Source organism: Streptomyces reniochalinae (assembly GCF_003323735.1).
Classification (GTDB): Bacteria; Actinomycetota; Actinomycetes; order Streptomycetales; family Streptomycetaceae; genus Streptomyces; species Streptomyces reniochalinae.
Map to the genome: position 1 here is coordinate 123,708 of NZ_QOIM01000032.1, position 17,010 is coordinate 140,717.

Below are 17,010 nucleotides of genomic sequence, written 5' to 3' on the forward strand. Positions count from 1 at the left end.
TGGTGTCCTTCGGGGTGGTGCCCTTCGGAGTCCTGCCCCTCGGGGTCGGGCCCCTCGCTTCCGCCGGACTCCCCACCGCCACCGGGGCCACCGGGGCCGGCACCGGGGACGCCGGGTGCCGGGTCCGCGCCGTGCCCGCGGTCGGCGAGTACGGGGGGCGGCTCGTCGTCCATCTCGAAAGCCAGCGGGAAGGGGGCGTGTCCGGCCAGCCGGAACCAGCGGACCTTGCGGTGCCTGCGCAGCGCCCGCGCGGCGCGTACGGCGTCGTTGTGGAAGCGCCGTGCCATCGGGACCCTGCGTACGGCGGCGCCCAGTTCCTCGGCGGTCTCCCGGCCGCCGGGCGCCGCCCGCACCGCTTCGAGCTGCGTGCCCTCGGCGAAGACGGCCCGCAGCGCCTGGCTCAGCTCGCTCTCGGCGACCTCGCGGTGGTCCTGTTCGGCCAGCCGCGCGTCGTGCGCGGCCTGGTAGAGCACCATGGAAGCGGCGGGGTCCAGTACGCCCGCCGTGGCCAGCTCCTGGGCGATGGAGGCGCGGCGCAGCAGCCCGGCGTCCAGCGCCGCCCTGGCGGCGTCGATCCTGGCGTGCAGCCGGTCGAGGCGGCCCGCGGTCCAGCTCAGGTAGACGCCGACGAGCAGCAGCGCGACGACGATCCAGATGACGGTGGTGAGGGTCGGCATCGTGGGTATCGGGTCCTCGGGTCCGGGCCCTCGGCGGGCGGCATGGGAGGGGGCTGGTCAGTCCCGCGCGAGGCCGAAGCGGGCGCGCAGCCCGGTGCGCTCGTCGGGGGCGACGGACGCGGCGCCGTCGGTGACCGTCTCGTACACGGCGAGGACGTCGGCGCCGACGGTGGCCCAGTCGAACCGTCTCACGTGCCGCGCGCCTCTCTCCCGCAGATCGGCGCGGCGCCCCGGTTCCTGAAGCAGGGCGACGGTGCGGGCGGCGAGTGCCTCGGCGTCCTCGACGGGGAACAGTTCGCCGGCCGCTCCTCCATCGAGCACCTGCTCGAAGGCGTCGAGGTCGGCGGCGAGCACCGGCGCTCCGGCGGACATGGCTTCCACCAGGATGATCCCGAAGGACTCCCCGCCGGTGTTCGGTGCCACGTACAGGTCGACGCTGCGCAGCAGCCGTGCCTTGTCCTCGTCGCTGACCATGCCGAGGAAGACGACGTTGTCCCGCAGGGCGCGCGGCAGGCCCGCCACGGCCTCCTGCTCGTCGCCCCTGCCCGCCACCAGCAGGCGGGTGCCGGGTGCCTGCTCGACGATGGCCGGCAGGGCCTTCATCAGGACGGGGAGGCCCTTGCGCGGTTCGTCGATGCGGCCGATGAACCCGATCGTGTGAGCGCCGGGGGCGCCCTGCCACGCGGACTTCGGCTCGGCGTCGGCGAAGAAGCGGACGTCCACGCCGTTGGGGATGGTGACCGCGTCCCCGCCCAAGTGTTCGACCAGGGTGCGGCGGGCGTACTCGCTGACCGCGATCCGCGCGCTGATCTTCTCCAGCGCGGGCTGCAGGATCGGGTACGCGGCGATCATCGCCCGCGACCGGGGGTTGGAGGTGTGGAACGTGGCGACGATCGGCCCCTGCGCCGCCCAGCATGCCAGCAGCGCGAGCGAGGGCGTGGCGGGCTCGTGGATGTGCAGGACGTGGAAGTCGCCGTCGTTGACCCAGCGCCTCACGCGGGCCGCCGAGAGGAAACCGAAGTTGAGCCGGGCCACCGAACCGTTGTACGGGACGGGCACGGCGCGCCCCGCGGAGACGACGTAGGAGGGCAGCGGTGTCTCGTCGTCCGACGGCGCGAGCACCGACACCTGGTGGCCGAGCCCGATCAGGTGTTCGGCCAGGTCCCGTACGTGGAACTGGACACCTCCCGGCACGTCCCAGGAGTACGGGCAGACGATGCCGATCCTCATCTACCGGCCCTCCCCGCGGGCTCCAGGTCCGCGCTCCACAAACGCTGGAGCATGTGCCAGTCCGCCGGGTGCGCGGCGATGCCGGCGGCGAAGGTGTCGGCCACGGTCTGCGTCATCGCGGCCACCCGCTCCCTGCGGCCCTCGACGTCCGGCACCGGGACGGGCGCGTGGACCCGGGCGTTCATGGCGGGCGAGACGTCGTCGTACCACAGCGTGACGGGCAGCAGCAGCGCCCCGGTCTGCTGGGCCAGCAGCGCGGGCCCGGCCGGCATCCGGGCGGCCTCGCCGAAGAACGTGACCTCGATCCCGGTGGCCGACAGGTCGCGGTCCGCCACCAGGCACACCAGGCCGCCCGCCCGCAGCCGGCGCGCCAGCGTGCCGAACGCGGTGGCGCCCCCGTGCGGCAGCACCTCCATGCCCAGGCTCTCCCGGTAGGCGACGAACCTGTCGTAGAGGCTCTCCGGCTTGAGGCGCTCCGCGACGGTGGTGAACCGGGTGCGCGTGGCGGTGACCGCCCAGGCGCCCGCCAGGTCCCAGTTCGCCAGGTGGGGCAGCGCCAGCACGACGCCTCGGCCCGCCGCCAGCCCCTCGGTCAGGTGGTGCAGGCCCTCGACGGAGACGCTGCGGATGAGCTGCTGCTCGCTGTAGGAGGGCAGCCGGAAGGACTCCATCCAGTAGCGCATGTACGAGCGCATGCCCGCGTGCGAGAGCCGCCGCAGCTGCGTGGGAGAGGCGCCGGGGACGACGCGGGCGAGGTTGCTCTCCAGGCGGGCGACGCCCTTGCCCCTGCGGCGCCACGCCTCGTCGGCGATCCTCCTGCCCAGGGCCTGGGCCGCGGGCTCGGGCAGCTTCTTCACTCCGGCCCAGCCGAGCCCGTACAGGGAGTCGGTGAGCCGGTCCCGCAGCTCGTTCCCCCGGCCCTCCTCCCCGCTCACACGGTCCTCCGCTTCTCCTCGTCCCCGGCGGCGGAGGCCGAGGAGGCGTCGGGGGCGGAGGACGTACCGGAGGCCGAGGACGCGTCGGGGGACGAGGGGGCATCGTGGTTTTCCGCCGCGTCCACCTCGGCGGCCTCCCGCCGTACCGTCACCACCCGCTGTCCGAGGGTGATGGCGCTGCCGACCGCGACGACCCACAGCGCGATGGGCAGCAGGATGGCGATGTGCGGGACGCCGAAGGACTTCTCGAAGCCCGAGAAGCCCGCCAGCACCAGGGTGATCACCAGCCGCTCCGACCGCTCCACGAGGCCGTTGACGTCCACCGGCAGCCCGATGCTCTCGCCCCGCGCCTTGGTGTAGGAGACGACCTGCCCGCTCGCCAGGCAGAAGAGCGTCACCGCGCACAGCGTCAGGTCGTCGCCACGACCCGCGTACCACAGTGCGATCCCGCCGAAGACGGCCGCGTCCGCGACCCGGTCGAGCGTGGAGTCCAAGAAGGCGCCCCAGCGGCTGGAGCGGCCCAGCTGACGCGCCATGTTGCCGTCGAGCATGTCCGAGAAGACGAACAGCGTGATGACGACGGTGCCCCAGAAGAACTCCCCCATCGGGTAGAAGACCAGGGCGCCGGCCGTCACCCCGCACGTGCCGATCAGGGTGACGACGTCGGGGCTCACTCCCAGGCGCAGCAGCAGCGTGGCGAACGGGGTGAGGACACGCGTGAAGAAGGCACGCGCGTACTTGTTCAGCATGACCGTCCCTGGTACGTCGGGGGTGAGCCGGATGACGGTGTGGCCACCGGGTGGCCCATCGTAGCCACGCCCGGACAGCGCCCGGCGCACACGGTCGGGTAGTGCCGTGTTCCACGTATGGACGCTTGTCGGCAGCGGTGGAAAGCTCGAGAAGAACCGGTGGTCCTCGCGACCCCTCGGCCCCTCCAACGTGCTCCAGCAGGTGACGACGGAAGGCGGGACACATGGCCGACAAAGCGAACGCGCACCCCGGAGCCGCCGGCAGGGCAGCGGCGGCCGACCACCCCGCCGCGATACGCAACGTGGTGCTGGTCGGCCACAGCGGAGCCGGCAAGACGACTCTGGTCGAGTCCCTGGCACTCGCCTCGGGAGCGATCACCCGCGCGGGACGGGTGGCGGACGGTACCTCGCTGTGCGACCACGACGAGATCGAGCACAGGCAGCAGCGCTCCGTACAGCTCGCGCTGGCGCCGCTCACCTGGAACGGCATCAGGATCAACCTTCTCGACACCCCCGGGTACGCCGACTTCGTCGGAGAGCTGCGGGCCGGCCTGAGGGCGGCGGATGCCGCCCTCTTCGTCGTTTCGGCCGCCGACGGTGTCCAGGGATCGACCCGGCTGGTGTGGGAGGAGTGCGCGGCCGTGGGCATGCCGCGCGCCCTGGTCGTCACCCACCTCGACGCGGCGCGCGCCGACTTCGACGAGATGGTCACCGTCTGCCAGGACGTGCTCGGCGGCGACGATCCGGACGCCGTCATCCCTCTCTACCTGCCCGTCCTGGGCGAACGGGGAGCCGACGGGAGCACCCCGCTCACCGGACTGGCCGGGCTCCTCACGCGGCGGCTGTTCGACTACAGCGGCGGACAGCGCACCGAACGCGAGCCCGGCGAGGGCCGGCTGCCGCGGCTGACTCGGGCCAGGAACCGGCTGATCGAGGGCATCATCGCGCAGAGCGAGGACGAGACGCTCATGGACCGCTATCTCGGCGGCGAGGAGTGCGACGTCAAAACGCTCGTCGCGGATCTGGAGAAGGCCGTCGCCCGTGGCGTCTTCCACCCGGTGCTGCCCGCCGCCCCCGCCGACGGCAGCGCCCGCCAGTGCCTGGGCAGCGTCGAGCTGCTGGAGCTGATCACCGGCGGGTTCCCCACCCCCGACGAGCACGGCATCCCCGCGGTCACCACCCCGCAGGGCGCCCCGCGCCCCGCGCTGTCCTGCGATCCGGACGGGCCACTGGCCGCCGAGGTCGTCAAGACCTCCTCCGACCCCTACGTCGGCCGCGTCTCGCTCGTCCGCGTCTTCTCCGGCACCCTGCGGCCCGACGCGACCGTGCACGTCTGCGGGCACGGGACGGCCGACCGCTCCGGCCAGGACCCGGCCCTCCACGAGGCGGACGAGCGCGTCGGGGCGCTGTCCGCACCGTTCGGCAAGCAGCTGCGGCCCCTGGACGCGGCCATCGCGGGGGATCTCGCCGTCGTGGCCAAGCTGGGCCGCGCCGAGACCGGCGACACGCTCTCCTCCCCGGACGCGCCGCTCCTGATGGCGCCCTGGGCGATGCCCGACCCCCTGCTGCCGGTCGCCATCGAGGCGCACAGCAAGGCCGACGAGGACAAGCTCTCCCACGGCCTGGCCCGGCTGGTGGCCGAGGACCCCACGATGCGCCTGGAACCAAACCCCGACACCCACCAGCTCGTTCTGTGGTGCATGGGCGAGGCGCACCGGGACGTCGCCGTGGAGCGGCTGCGCTCCCGCTTCGGAGTGCGGGTGGACACCGTGGCGCACGAGGTGTCGCTGCGGGAGACGTTCGCCTCGTCCGTCACCGGGCGCGGACGGCACGTCAAACAGTCCGGCGGGCACGGGCAGTACGCGATCTGCGAGCTGACCGTCGAACCGCTGGAGAACGGCTCCGGCATCGAGTTCGTCGACAAGGTGGTGGGCGGGGCGGTACCGCGCCAGTTCATCCCTTCGGTGGAGAAAGGGGTCCGCGCCCAGGCCGCCAAGGGGGTCACCGGGGGCTACCCGCTGGTGGACGTGCGGGTCACCCTCTTCGACGGCAAGGCGCACTCCGTCGACTCCTCCGACGCGGCGTTCCAGACCGCCGGCGCACTGGCCCTGCGCGAGTGCGCCTCCCGGGCGAACATCCACCTGCTGGAGCCGGTGGCCGAGGTGGAGGTCACCGTGCCCGACTCCTACGTCGGCGCCGTGATGAGCGACCTGTCCTCCCGCCGGGGCCGGGTGCTGGGCACCGAACAGGCCGCCACGGGCAGCACATCGGTGCGCGCCTGCGTGCCCGAGATCGAGATCAGCCGGTACGCGATCGACCTGCGCTCCATGTCGCACGGCACGGGGCGCTTCTCCCGCGCCTACGCGCGGCACGAGCCGATGCCGCAGCAGCAGGCCGCCCGCATCCTCCAGGAGGCAGCAGCCGCGGGCGGCGGCCACTGAAGGACCGCAGGGCCGTCGCCGAAAAGGACGGTCGTGGACAAGGGCGCTCGTCCACAAGGGCGGTCACCGAGAAGAACGGTCACTGAAAAGGGCGGTCGCCGGGAACGGCTCGGCTGAGGCAAGATGTGTGCCGACCATGGCAGTTGGGAAGCCGTCGTGGTCGGCGGCATTTCACCGGGCCGAGGCCGGGCCCGCGGTGCCGTGAGCCAGATCCGAGCGGAGTGGGGGCCAAGTGGCCGGTTTCGACGACCTCAGCAGCCAGACCGACGCGGCATCCGACTTCAGCCCAGGCGCCCAGATCCCGCTCTCAGGCCCTGGCCAGGGCGGTCAGACGGCGGCGTCGCAGGCGCTGGCCTCGGCCGCCTACCGCGACGACGAGGTGGAGAAGCTGGTCGCGGCCAACCCCGACGCCGGCTTCAAGAAACCGAAGCTCTCCCTGTTCGAGCCCAACCTCGGCGAGGCGTACGCGCGCGCTGTCCAGACCCGGCTGCTCGGCGGGGCACGGGCGCCCCTCATCCAGTCCTTCGGGATCGAACCGCAGACCGTGGTCGAGCACTGTCTGGCCGCCACGCGGGTGCGCAAGCAGCGCGACGCACGGCTGACGCTGGTGATGGCCGTCTTCGGGCTGCTGTTCCTGCCCGGCGTGCTGCTGTGGCTGCTGGCCTTCCAGATGCGCCGCCTGATCGCCGGTTCCAAGGACCGGCGGGCGGGAGCCATCGGCATGGTGGTACTCGTCGCCGTCGGCGCACTGGTGGTCCTCTTCGCCGTTCTGCTGCCCTTCAACGGCTTCCTGGGCATCTATCTGCGGGCCATGCTGGTCGCCCCGCTGCTCGGCGGCCTGTGGGCCAAGCAGATCTGCGAGCGCTACGCCAAGGATCTGCGCAGCCGCTGGGAGAGCCTGCTGGGCGGCACGGGGGTCGGCGCCAAGATCCCCGAGGCCGTTCCCCAGGACCCGGGCGACGCCGGCGCCGAACGCATCCGTCTGGGCCTGGCCAAGGTGGCGGCCGAGCAGGCCAGCAACATCGTCTACTACGCGGGCCCCAGGGGGATACTCGGCATGGGCACCCGCTGGGGCAGTTGGCAGCTGGCGGAGGAACTGATCCCCGCCAAGGACGGCGAGGACATCAACCCGTTCCGCAGCTGGGACGTCATCCGCGCCATCCACGACCAGCTCCGCATGCTGGAGCGCGGCCCCCTGCACACCGGCGGCTTCCCCGCGCCCTCGATACGGCACTGGGTCGTCTCCCCCATCGCCGAGGGGGCCAAGGCGGTCAAGCGCCCCGAGGGCCAGGAGATCGAGGGCTACCGCGTCAAGGACTTCGAGATACAGCGCATCTGCAACGAGCAGCAGTTCGGCGCCGGCAACCGCCACTACCTGGGCGTGCAGTTCGTGCTCTGGGACGGCCAGTTGGTCATCACGCTGCTGATCACCGTGACCGTGCTGCACCACACGCTGCGCATCGAGGTCACCGGGCACGCGCTGGGTCCGGTGGACGGGCTGTTCACCAGTGGCCCGAAGGCCAAGACCAAAGAGGTCTCCAAGAGCGTCAAGTTCTGGGAGACCCGCACCGTCAACCTGCCGCTGGTGGAGTCCAAGGAGGTCGTACGCCTGGCGGCGCGCGCGCCCTTCACCTGGTTCCCGCCCGTCCTGGACTTCCTCGGTGGCAAGCTCAGCCTGCCCGAGCCGTTCGGGCTGCGGCACGCCTGGGCGAAGAAGCCGTGGCGGCACCGCTTCATGGCCGACGACGCGATGCGGGCGGCGACGCCCGTGCTGCGGGTCGTCCACGCGGCGGCCATCCGGGTACTGGAGGAGAACGGCTGCGACGTGGAGAAGTTCGGAAGCCGTTCGCTCAACCTCAGCGCGGCGGTACAGGACGCCAAGCCGTCGACGGCGGATGTCTACGACGCGTAGGCATCGTCCGCGGTGCGTGGCCGAGCGCCGACGGCCACGGCGCCCAGCCGTCGTTCACGCACGTGGGCGCGGCTGGGCGTCCGAGGAGCTATGCGTCGAAGCGGTGGTCACCAGGCCTCGGCCAGCATCGCCCTGGTGTCCGCGAGGAGCTGCGGCAGGACGCGGGTGTGGCCGACCACCGGCATGAAGTTGGTGTCCCCGCCCCAGCGGGGCACCACGTGCTGGTGCAGGTGTGCGGCGATGCCCGCGCCCGCGACGGAGCCCTGGTTCATGCCGATGTTGAAGCCGTGTGCGCCCGAGACGCGGCGCAGCACGGTCATCGCGCGCTTGGTGAGCTCCCCCAGCTCGACCGTCTCCGCCTCGTTGAGTTCGGTGTAGTCCGCGAGGTGCCGGAAGGGCACCACCATGAGGTGGCCGCCGTTGTACGGGTAGAGGTTGAGCACCGCGTACACGTGCTCACCGCGGGCGAGGATCAGCCCGTCCTCGTCGGATTTCTCCGGGATGGAGCAGAAGGGGCAGCCGTCCTCGGCTCCGGGACCGCTCGGCTTGTTCTCGCCCTGGATGTAGGCCATCCGGTGGGGGGTCCACAGGCGCTGGAACGCGTCCGGCGTCCCCACTCCGATCTGCTGCTCCGGCTCACTCGTCATGCCCGCCAGCTTATGCGCCTGACAGCGCCTGACACGAGGAGGGGGCGGGCCCGCGGGCCCGCCCCCTCCCGGTCACGACCAGGCGGCCGGTGTCACACCTGCACGCGGCGTTCCACCGCGTCGGCGATCTCGCTCAGGGCTTCGTCACGCGGGATCCCGTTCTTCTGCGACCCGTCCCGGTAGCGGAAGGAGACCGCGCCGTTGGCGACGTCCTCGTCACCGGCGATCACCATGAAGGGCGTCTTGGCCTTCTGCGCGTTCCTGATCTTCTTCTGCATCCGGTCCGACGAGGAGTCGACCTCCATCCGCAGCCCCTTGGCCTTCGCGGCGGCCGCGAACTCCGTCAGGTACGGCACGTGGTCGTCGCCGATCGGGATGCCGACGGCCTGGACGGGCGCGAGCCAGGCCGGGAAGGCGCCCGCGTAGTGCTCCAGCAGGACGGCGAAGAAGCGCTCGATGGAGCCGAAGAGCGCGCGGTGGATCATCACCGGCTGCCGGCGGGAGCCGTCGGCGGCGGTGTACTCCAGGCCGAAGCGCTGCGGCTGCTGGAAGTCGACCTGGATCGTGGACATCTGCCAGGTGCGGCCGATGGCGTCGCGCGCCTGTACGGAGATCTTCGGGCCGTAGAAGGCCGCGCCGCCCGGGTCCATGACCAGGTCGAGGCCCTGCTTGCCTGCCGCCTGGCGCAGCGCCTCGGTGGCCTCCTCCCACTCCTCGTCGGTGCCCAGGAACTTGTCCGACTCGGGGTCGCGGGTGGACAGCTCCAGGTAGAAGTCGGACAGCCCGTAGTCGCGGAGCAGGTTCAGGACGAAGGTGAGCAGGTTGTCCAGCTCGTCCGGCATCTGCTCCTTGGTGCAGTAGATGTGCGAGTCGTCCTGGGTGAAGCCGCGGGCGCGGGTCAGCCCGTGCACGACGCCGGACTTCTCGTACCGGTAGACGGTGCCGAACTCGAAGAGCCGCAGCGGCAGCTCACGGTAGGAGCGGCCGCGCGCCCGGAAGATCAGGTTGTGCATCGGGCAGTTCATCGCCTTGAGGCGGTAGTTCTGCTCGTCGAACTCCAGCGGCGGGAACATGCCCTCCGCGTAGTGCGGCAGGTGCCCGGAGATCTCGAACAGCCGCTCCTTGGTGATGTGCGGGGTGTTGACGAACTCGTAGCCGGACTCCTCGTGCCGCTTGCGCGAGTAGTCCTCCATCACCTTGCGGATGACGCCGCCCTTGGGGTGGAAGACGGCCAGCCCCGAGCCGAGCTCCTCGGGGATGGAGAAGAGGTCCAGCTCGGTGCCGAGCTTGCGGTGGTCGCGCTTCTCGGCCTCGGCGAGGAACTCCAGGTACTGCTTGAGCTCGTCCTTGGTGGGCCACGCGGTGCCGTAGATCCGCTGGAGCTGCGGGTTCTTCTCGGAGCCCCGCCAGTAGGCGGCGGCGGACCGCATCAGCTTGAAGGCGGGGATCAGCCGGGTGGAGGGCAGGTGCGGGCCCCGGCACAGATCCTTCCAGCACAGCTCGCCGCTCTTGGCGTCGAGGTTGTCGTAGATGGTCAGCTCGCCGGAGCCGACCTCCGCCGAGGCGCCCTCGGCGGCGCCGGCCGCATTGCCCTTCAGGCCGATCAGCTCCAGCTTGTACGGCTCGTCCGCCAGCTCCTCACGGGCGTCCTCGTCGGTGGTCACGCGGCGGGAGAAGCGCTGCCCCTGCTTCTGGATCTGCTGCATCTTCTTCTCGATGCGCTTGAGATCGTCGGGGGTGAAGGGCTCGGCGACGTCGAAGTCGTAGTAGAAGCCGTCCTTGACGGGCGGGCCGATGCCGAGCTTGGCCTCGGGGAAGAGGTCCTGGACCGCCTGCGCCAGCACGTGCGCCGTGGAGTGGCGCAGGATGTTCAGCCCGTCCTCGCTGGTGATCTCGACGGGCTCGATCTCCTCGCCGTCGGCCGGCTGGTGAGCGAGGTCCTTGAGCTCGCCCGCGACGCGGACGGCCACGACGGAGCGCTCGCCCTCGAAGAGCGCGGCGGCCGTCGTGCCCGTCGTCACCACGCGCTCTTCCCGCTCGGAATCGCGTTGGATGGTCACACGGGCATCTGACACCGGTCTCTCCTGACTCTCACCTGGGGTGCGCGGCCGCTACCGCGCTGAGCGCGCGGAGTGGAGCCGCGCCCCCGAATCGTACCGAGCCACCGGGCCCGACCGCGAAACGGTCACCCGGGCTCCGTCCCGGCTCGCGGGCGGGGTCCCGCTCAGCCGCCCAGGCCGCGCTCGAAGGCGTCGAGGTCGCCCCGCAGCCGCTTGAGCAGCCGCTCGCGGGCGGCCTCGGGGACGGGCACAGGAGCGACGTCCCGCACGCCGCTGACGCGCCGGAAACCGCCCCTGCTCTCCAGCAGCCCCCCGATCCGCAGGGGCAGCCCGGCCAGGTGGGCGTGGACGGCGAGGCGGTAGTCGTCCTCGTCGAGCCGGGCGCGCACCTGGGTGACCTCGGCCCCGGCGAGGACGTCCATGCGCATCGAGCCCGGCCCGCCCGGACCGGCGCGCCGCAGACGCACGACGGTTCCGGTCACGCGTACGGGGACGGAGGGTTCGGTGCGCACGTAGTGCTTGCCCGCCTCTTCGAGGGCGCTCAGGTCGTGCGGGGCGAAGCGGAACGGTTCGGGGCACGCCTGCCAGCCGTGCGGCGTCCCGGCCGTGCACGACCAGCCGAGCCGGATGCGCACGCCTTCCGTGCCGCGCAGCAACTGGCACAGCGCATCGGTCAGTTCGGCGCAGCAGCCGTGGGCGACCGCGGCGTCGAAGTGGGCGAGGTCTCCGGTGGCCCGGTAGCCGCGCGTGGCGTCCACGGCGGCGCGCAGCGCCCGGCCCAGCGCGACGGCCTCACGGGGCCCGTCGCGGGCCGGTGGCGCCAGGAGGGCCGTCAGCCGGCGCCCCGCGGACTGCGCGCCGGGGCCCTCCTCGAAGCGCGCGCGTTCGACGAGCGCGTCGGCTCGGCGCTCGCCCCTGGCGCCGTGGTAGCCGGTGCGGTGGTGGGCGGCGAGGGCGGCGGCGCGCAGCAGGGCGCGGACGGCGGTCCCCAGCTTCTGCCGCGCTCGCCAGGTGGCTGCCGCGTTGCTCGCGGGCAGTTCGCGTCCGCAGTGGACTTCGTCGTCGTCGGCGACTCGCATCACGCTCTCCGTGTACCGGTCCCTTCGCCCCTCTCCTGACCGGGCGGTGGCGCCGCAAACGGCCGGGGCACCGAAGAGCCGACCTGCCGCAACGGGTGGAGGGCGGGCAGGGGGACGCACACGAAGAAGGCCGGCCCGTCCTGTGACGGTCCGGCCTTCGTGAAGCGGCAACTCGGGGTGGGCGATACTGGGTTCGAACCAGTGACCTCTTCGGTGTGAACGAAGCGCTCTCCCACTGAGCTAATCGCCCCGGGTATCGCGCCGGTTGCCCGGCGGCTCGTGCAGAACCATACAGTGCGGCTCACTCTTCATCCAAACCCCTTTCGAGCAGGGCCCGCAGACGGCGCTCGCCGGCCCGCATCATCACTGTGTGGTTGAGGGCCAGCAGGGGCTTCGCGGGGAGGGCGAGGAGGCGCAGCAGCCGGTCGCGCACCTCCACCTCCTGCTCGAAGAGCGCGAGGGTGCCGTCGCCGTCGGCCCGTATCGTCCAGCGGGCCCAGCCGTCCAGATCGCCGCCCATGGCGATCTGGAGGATCCCGGACGCGGCATCCCGGCGGGCAGTACGGAGAGTCACGGTGAGTACGTAGGGAAGCACCGACCGGATGCGGGCGGTGCCGCTCTCCTCGCCGGTCCTGACCAGCGAGCGGATCTGCGGCCACCAGTGCGGGTACCGCTCGGCACGCTCCAGCACGGCGTAGACGCGGGCCGGGGATGCCGCCAGTCGCCAGGTGCTGCGGAAGCGGTAGTGGTTCAGCGGCGCACCGCGCCCCATCCGTGCCCCTCCCCACGACGCGACCGGGGCCCGGAAGCATACGGCTTCCGGGCCCCGGTGCACGGTGGTGGGCGATACTGGGTTCGAACCAGTGACCTCTTCGGTGTGAACGAAGCGCTCTCCCACTGAGCTAATCGCCCGCCTGCGGGCACAACATTACCGCATGTCAGAGGGTGCTCCCGACCAGCTGACGGCCCACGGGTGGCGGCTCAGGAGCCCTGGCCGGCGGCCTCACGCCTGACACGCTTGCGCTCCTTGCGGGCGGCGCGCCGTTCCTTCAGCCGGCGGGTGCCCTCGTGGTACTGACGTTTCGTCCACCGCAGGACGTGCTGCGCCCAGACGAACTCGGTCCCCCACACCGCCATTCCGGCGAAGATCACCAGCCATCCCGGCCCGGGGAGGGGCAACATGACGACCCCCGTGACCACGATGGCCAGACCGACCAGGAATATCCCGGCGCGCCAGCTCGTGTGGAGCGTCCTGGAGGCCTTGATGAAGTCGGGCGCACGTGAGCCGAGCGGCTTGTCCGCCGGTTTCTCTTCGCGGGTGGCAAGTGGCATTTCGTCACTCTCCGCACTCATGGTGGACAAGGTACCCGACCCCCTTCCGAGTGTGGCGGTTCACTCGATCGGCCGCACTTCTCAAACCTACAAGAGCCGTATGAAGGATTCGTTTCCGGGCAAATCAGTCAGAGGGGTTTACAACCGGCGCGTAGGTGGCATGTCGATTGCGCCGACGTGCGAATCCCCGAGCGCACACTGAGCGAAAGGCCCTGGCGCTTATGAACACAACGGTGAGCTGCGAGCTGCACCTGCGCCTCGTTGTTTCGAGCGAGTCCTCGCTGCCTGTCCCGGCGGGCCTGCGGTACGACACGGCGGACCCCTACGCCGTGCACGCCACCTTCCATACCGGTGCCGAGGAGACCGTGGAGTGGGTTTTCGCCCGCGATCTCCTGGCCGAAGGCCTCCACAGGCCGACCGGCACCGGGGACGTCCGAGTCTGGCCGTCCCGCAGCCACGGGCAGGCCGTGGCGTGCATCGCCCTCAGCTCCCCGGAGGGCGAGGCCCTGCTCGAGGCCCCGGCGCGGGCACTGGAATCCTTCCTCAAGCGAACCGACGCGGCTGTGCCGCCCGGTACCGAGCACCGTCACTTCGACCTCGACACAGAGCTCTCGCACATCCTCGCCGAGAGCTGAGACCGCCGGTTCCCGCGACCGTCCGACTCGGGGCGACGGTTCGCGGGCCCGGCAGCCGTGTGCCACGGCACCATTTCGTGTAACGGCACACTGCGACGCCGCCGCCGCGTACTCGTACGTGGCGGCGGCGTCGCTGCGTGACACACCCACGTCGCGGCGTCGCACACGTCGGGCCACCGCCGCTTCCGCGGCCGCCACCGCGTCGCCCCAGGTCGCGGCGCGGGGCCCTACGGGCGCCTCCGGCCGGGACGCGCCGACCCGGGTGGCCCGAGAGGACCGGTACGGGGGCCAAGCGGGCGGGAACCGGTACGGGCCGCTGAGCGTTCGACACGGACGGGAGCGACTACGCTCTCTGAGCGGCAGCCGGAGGGATGTTCCCGGACACGGCAGGAGCGGAGCGGCCCGTGCAGATCAACCACGACACCCGGTGCGCACTCGACCAGGTGGTCGGGCTGCTCAACACCATGGCGGACGGCGAGACCCCCGACACGCTGGTGTCCGTGGCCGACCTGCGCGCCTTCGTCGAGCGCCACGACGTCAGCGGGGTCGAGGCACTCGCCGCGGACGACGTGAGCGACGTCAGAGCAGTCCGAAGCCGCTTCGCGCAGGTGTTCGCCGCCCCGGAGTCGCGCACGGCGGCCCGGCTGATCAACGCGCTGGTCGCGGAGGCGGGCACGACGCCGCAGCTGACCGACCACGACGGCTACGACTGGCACGTCCACTACTTCGCACCCGGCGCCTCCCTCGCCCAGCACCTCGCCGCCGACGGCGGCATGGCACTGGCGTTCTTCCTGGTCTCGGGCGAGCGCGACAGGCTGCGGCGCTGCGAGGCGCCCGACTGCCGGCGCGCCTTCGTGGACCTGTCCCGCAACCGCTCCCGCCGCTACTGCGACAGCCGCACCTGCGGCAACCGCCTGCACGTCGCCGCCTACCGCGCCCGGCAGCGCGAGTCGGCGGAAGCCCCCCGGGGCTGAGCCGGCGCCGGCCGCGCTCCTCGTCGGCCGATCGGGCGGCGCACAGGGAAGCGGTGTTCACAGGAACAGCAGATCGTGCGCCGCGGCGGTACCGATCAGCACCGCGATCACGGCGAGGAACAGCATCAGCGGTGGTTGGGAGAGTGCGTACAGGCATCCCCTGGGTTCGGGGGGCGGCAGCTCGTCGAGCTCGACCGAGGAGTCCGGCGTCGTGTCCATCTCGCCGTGATCATGTCTCAGCCCCCCGGGACGGCCACGAGCACGCGCCCCTATTTCGCGTGGAACCCAGCGAAAAGTCCGGTATGGCCACTGCCGGCGTGCTAGAGAATTTCCGCCGCGTCGGGCCGGAGCGCGGGCGCGTCAGATGCCGTGTTTGGCGCGTCAGATGCCGTGCTTCTTGAGGATCTCCTCGATGTCGGAGAAGTCCTCACCGTCGGAGGCCTGCGTCTTCTTCTGCTGGGCCGACGGCGGGGTCGTCAGCGCCGGAGCACCGGAGGGCCCGGCCGAGCCCGGCTTCCTCTCCTTCTCCCTGGGCTGCTTGGCGGGCTTGCCCGCGGATCTGCCGGAGGCCACGCGGGCGATGACCCACAGGACGACGGCGCAGGCCAGCACGGCGAAGCCCGCCCAGACCGTGGGCTTGAGCACCAGATCGGCCGCCCAGCCGCCGACGGCCCTGCCGATCTTGCCGGCGAGCCCGACTAGCCCGGACATCGCGAGCCCGACCGGCACCAGCGCGACGGCGGCGATGCGCGTCGCGGCGGCGAAGCGGCGGCGCCAGGCGGTGAGGAAGGCGATGGCCAGGCCCGCGGCGGAGAGCGCGGCGCAGACGGTCGTGGTGAGCATGCCCCCATCGTGTCACCGGGCGGGCCGCCAGGGCCACGGCGCGAGCCGGGTTCAGGGAGATCTCGGGGTCGGGGCCCTCCCTGGGGCTGAGAGACTGGCCCCATGGACAACACCCACCCCCCGGTCACCCTCGACGTGTGGTGCGAGCTGCAGTGCCCCGACTGCCATCGGTCCGTCAGCGACCTGCGGGCGCTGCGCGAGCGGTACGGCGACGCGCTGGAGATCCGGCTGCGGCACTTCCCCCTGGACAAGCACAAGCACGCCTACGCCGCCGCGCAGGCGTTCGAGGAGGCCTACGAGCAGGGCAGGGGTGACGCCTATGCCGAGGCGGTGCTGGCACGCACCGCCGAGTTGGGCGAGCGGGGCGAGGAGCTGCTCGTGGAGGTGGCCGGAGAGCTCGGCCTGGACAGCGGCGAGGTGGAGTCGGCGCTGATCGACGGCCGGCACCTGCTGGCGGTGGACGCCGACCAGGCCGAGGGCAGAGCGATCGGTGTGACCGGCACCCCGACCTACGTCATCGACGGGGAACGGCTGGACGGCGGCAAGAGCCAGGAGGGGCTGCGGGAGCGCGTCGAGGAGATCACCGACCGGCTGCTGGCGAGCTGAACAGCGCCGCTACGGCAGCTTTTTGACGTAGAACCGCTCGGCCGTGCGGTACCCGAGCGAGGTGTAGAGCCGCACGGCGGGCGTGTTGTCCGTGAAGACGTTCAGTCCAAGGATCGGGGCGCTCCTGGCGAGGCACTCGTGTTCCGCCACCGCCATCAGTGAGCGCCCGTGCCCCGCTCCACGCCGCGCGGGGTCGACGTTGACGTCGAAGATCCAGGCGTCCACGTCGCTGCGGGGCAGCGGGGCGGTGAAGGCCAGCCATATCGCGCCGACGTCAGCGCCGTCGCAGGTCAGGACGCGGAGCGCGACCCCCGGCGTCGCCGCGCCGTCCGGCAGCCGCACGCGCCGGGCCGTCTCGGACCCGGCCGCCGCCTGGGCGGGGGTGAGGCCGCGGGCGATCATGCCGCCGACGTGCGTCGCGGCGGACGCCTCCCACCACGCCGCGAACTCCTCGTCCCGCAGCGGTCTGGCCTCGCTGCCGGGCGGCAGTGCGGGGCGCTCGCGCAGCTCCTTGATCATGTGCAGACTGTGCTCCGCGTAGCCGAGAGCGGACAACAGGTGGTCACCCGAGGCCCGTTCCCCGGCCGCCGCCGCGCTGCGGGCCTCCACGTGGGTGCAGCCCCAGCCGCGCAGGATCTCTTCCGCCGCCAGCGCCGCGACGGTGCCCCTGCCCCGCCGCCGGTCCCCCTCCTCGACGCGGAGGTGCTCGATCGTGCCGAACGGGGGCCCGGTCTCGCTGGGCCCGCGGAGCGTGAGGGCTCCCACCGGGCGGGAGTTGACGCGGATCTCGTACGCACGGGAGCGTCTGCCCTCGGCGTCGCGGCCTTCGGGCCCGGTGGGGCGCAGGGTTGTCGTCACGCCATGGTTCTACCCGCCGACGCGGGGTACCG

The 17,010-nt window shown here is 72.0% G+C and carries 16 protein-coding genes, 2 tRNA genes and 1 pseudogene; 5 read left to right on the forward strand and 14 right to left on the reverse strand.

What is annotated here, in order from left to right; all coding sequences use genetic code 11:
• Positions 1–128: 128 nt before the first annotated feature.
• From DQ392_RS12780 to pgsA, 4 genes and pseudogenes are all read right to left on the reverse strand, one after another.
• A pseudogene (locus tag DQ392_RS12780) lies at positions 129–677 on the reverse strand (LemA family protein); the annotation flags it as partial.
• A gap of 57 nt (positions 678–734) precedes the next feature.
• A complete protein-coding gene (locus DQ392_RS12785) occupies positions 735–1,907 on the reverse strand; it encodes a glycosyltransferase family 4 protein (protein ID WP_114015697.1) in 1,173 nt (390 codons plus the stop codon).
• Positions 1,904–2,842: a phosphatidylinositol mannoside acyltransferase gene (locus tag DQ392_RS12790; protein WP_114015698.1), complete on the reverse strand. Its 939-nt coding sequence runs from the start codon at positions 2,840–2,842 to the stop codon at positions 1,904–1,906. Before DQ392_RS12790 ends, DQ392_RS12785 begins: the two co-directional genes overlap by 4 nt.
• Positions 2,839–3,591: a phosphatidylinositol phosphate synthase gene (gene pgsA, locus DQ392_RS12795; protein ID WP_114015699.1), complete on the reverse strand. Its 753-nt coding sequence runs from the start codon at positions 3,589–3,591 to the stop codon at positions 2,839–2,841. The genes DQ392_RS12790 and pgsA overlap by 4 nt, the downstream gene beginning before the upstream one ends.
• Positions 3,592–3,815: 224 nt before the next feature.
• On the opposite strand from pgsA, the gene DQ392_RS12800 reads away from it, so the two are divergent.
• Together DQ392_RS12800 and DQ392_RS12805 are read left to right on the forward strand one after the other, a co-directional pair.
• Positions 3,816–6,032: an elongation factor G-like protein EF-G2 gene (locus DQ392_RS12800; RefSeq protein WP_114015700.1), complete on the forward strand. Its 2,217-nt coding sequence runs from the start codon at positions 3,816–3,818 to the stop codon at positions 6,030–6,032.
• Between the two features lie 232 nt (positions 6,033–6,264).
• Positions 6,265–7,944 carry a hypothetical protein gene (locus DQ392_RS12805; protein WP_114015701.1) on the forward strand — a complete coding sequence of 560 codons (1,680 nt, stop codon included), beginning with the start codon at positions 6,265–6,267 and terminating at the stop codon, positions 7,942–7,944.
• A 107-nt stretch (positions 7,945–8,051) separates the two neighbouring features.
• Here DQ392_RS12805 and DQ392_RS12810 read toward each other — a convergent pair whose 3' ends face one another.
• From DQ392_RS12810 to DQ392_RS12840, 7 genes are all read right to left on the reverse strand, one after another.
• Positions 8,052–8,591 (reverse strand): HIT family protein, encoded by a 540-nt coding sequence (locus tag DQ392_RS12810; protein ID WP_114015702.1) that lies wholly within the window; start codon positions 8,589–8,591, stop codon positions 8,052–8,054.
• Between the two features lie 92 nt (positions 8,592–8,683).
• On the reverse strand, positions 8,684–10,666 hold the full coding sequence (gene thrS, locus DQ392_RS12815) for a threonine--tRNA ligase (RefSeq protein ID WP_114015703.1): 1,983 nt from the start codon (positions 10,664–10,666) through the stop codon (positions 8,684–8,686).
• 149 nt (positions 10,667–10,815) lie between these two features.
• Positions 10,816–11,730 carry a hypothetical protein gene (locus DQ392_RS12820; RefSeq protein ID WP_114015704.1) on the reverse strand — a complete coding sequence of 305 codons (915 nt, stop codon included), beginning with the start codon at positions 11,728–11,730 and terminating at the stop codon, positions 10,816–10,818.
• 178 nt (positions 11,731–11,908) lie between these two features.
• Positions 11,909–11,980: transfer RNA gene (locus DQ392_RS12825), tRNA-Val, on the reverse strand.
• A 51-nt stretch (positions 11,981–12,031) separates the two neighbouring features.
• Positions 12,032–12,502: an SRPBCC family protein gene (locus DQ392_RS12830; RefSeq protein WP_114015705.1), complete on the reverse strand. Its 471-nt coding sequence runs from the start codon at positions 12,500–12,502 to the stop codon at positions 12,032–12,034.
• Positions 12,503–12,567: 65 nt separating this feature from the next.
• Positions 12,568–12,642: transfer RNA gene (locus tag DQ392_RS12835), tRNA-Val, on the reverse strand.
• A 69-nt stretch (positions 12,643–12,711) separates the two neighbouring features.
• On the reverse strand, positions 12,712–13,083 hold the full coding sequence (locus tag DQ392_RS12840) for a TIGR02611 family protein (protein ID WP_245981407.1): 372 nt from the start codon (positions 13,081–13,083) through the stop codon (positions 12,712–12,714).
• Positions 13,084–13,283: 200 nt separating this feature from the next.
• Here DQ392_RS12840 and DQ392_RS12845 point away from each other — a divergent pair, with 200 nt between their 5' ends.
• Positions 13,284–13,697: an SsgA family sporulation/cell division regulator gene (locus DQ392_RS12845; protein ID WP_016467747.1), complete on the forward strand. Its 414-nt coding sequence runs from the start codon at positions 13,284–13,286 to the stop codon at positions 13,695–13,697.
• Between the two features lie 404 nt (positions 13,698–14,101).
• On the forward strand, positions 14,102–14,671 hold the full coding sequence (locus tag DQ392_RS12850) for a CGNR zinc finger domain-containing protein (protein WP_114015807.1): 570 nt from the start codon (positions 14,102–14,104) through the stop codon (positions 14,669–14,671).
• Between the two features lie 57 nt (positions 14,672–14,728).
• Here the strand turns inward: DQ392_RS12850 and DQ392_RS34445 are convergent, their stop codons facing one another.
• Positions 14,729–14,890 (reverse strand): hypothetical protein, encoded by a 162-nt coding sequence (locus DQ392_RS34445; RefSeq protein ID WP_181856402.1) that lies wholly within the window; start codon positions 14,888–14,890, stop codon positions 14,729–14,731.
• A 162-nt stretch (positions 14,891–15,052) separates the two neighbouring features.
• The gene (locus DQ392_RS12855; RefSeq protein WP_114015707.1) at positions 15,053–15,514 is read right to left on the reverse strand and encodes a hypothetical protein; all 462 of its coding nucleotides are present in this window, start codon (positions 15,512–15,514) and stop codon (positions 15,053–15,055) included.
• Positions 15,515–15,616: 102 nt separating this feature from the next.
• On the opposite strand from DQ392_RS12855, the gene DQ392_RS12860 reads away from it, so the two are divergent.
• A complete protein-coding gene (locus DQ392_RS12860) occupies positions 15,617–16,120 on the forward strand; it encodes a DsbA family protein (RefSeq protein ID WP_114015708.1) in 504 nt (167 codons plus the stop codon).
• Positions 16,121–16,129: 9 nt separating this feature from the next.
• Here DQ392_RS12860 and DQ392_RS12865 read toward each other — a convergent pair whose 3' ends face one another.
• Positions 16,130–16,978 (reverse strand): GNAT family N-acetyltransferase, encoded by an 849-nt coding sequence (locus tag DQ392_RS12865; RefSeq protein WP_114015709.1) that lies wholly within the window; start codon positions 16,976–16,978, stop codon positions 16,130–16,132.
• Positions 16,979–17,010 lie beyond the last annotated feature (32 nt).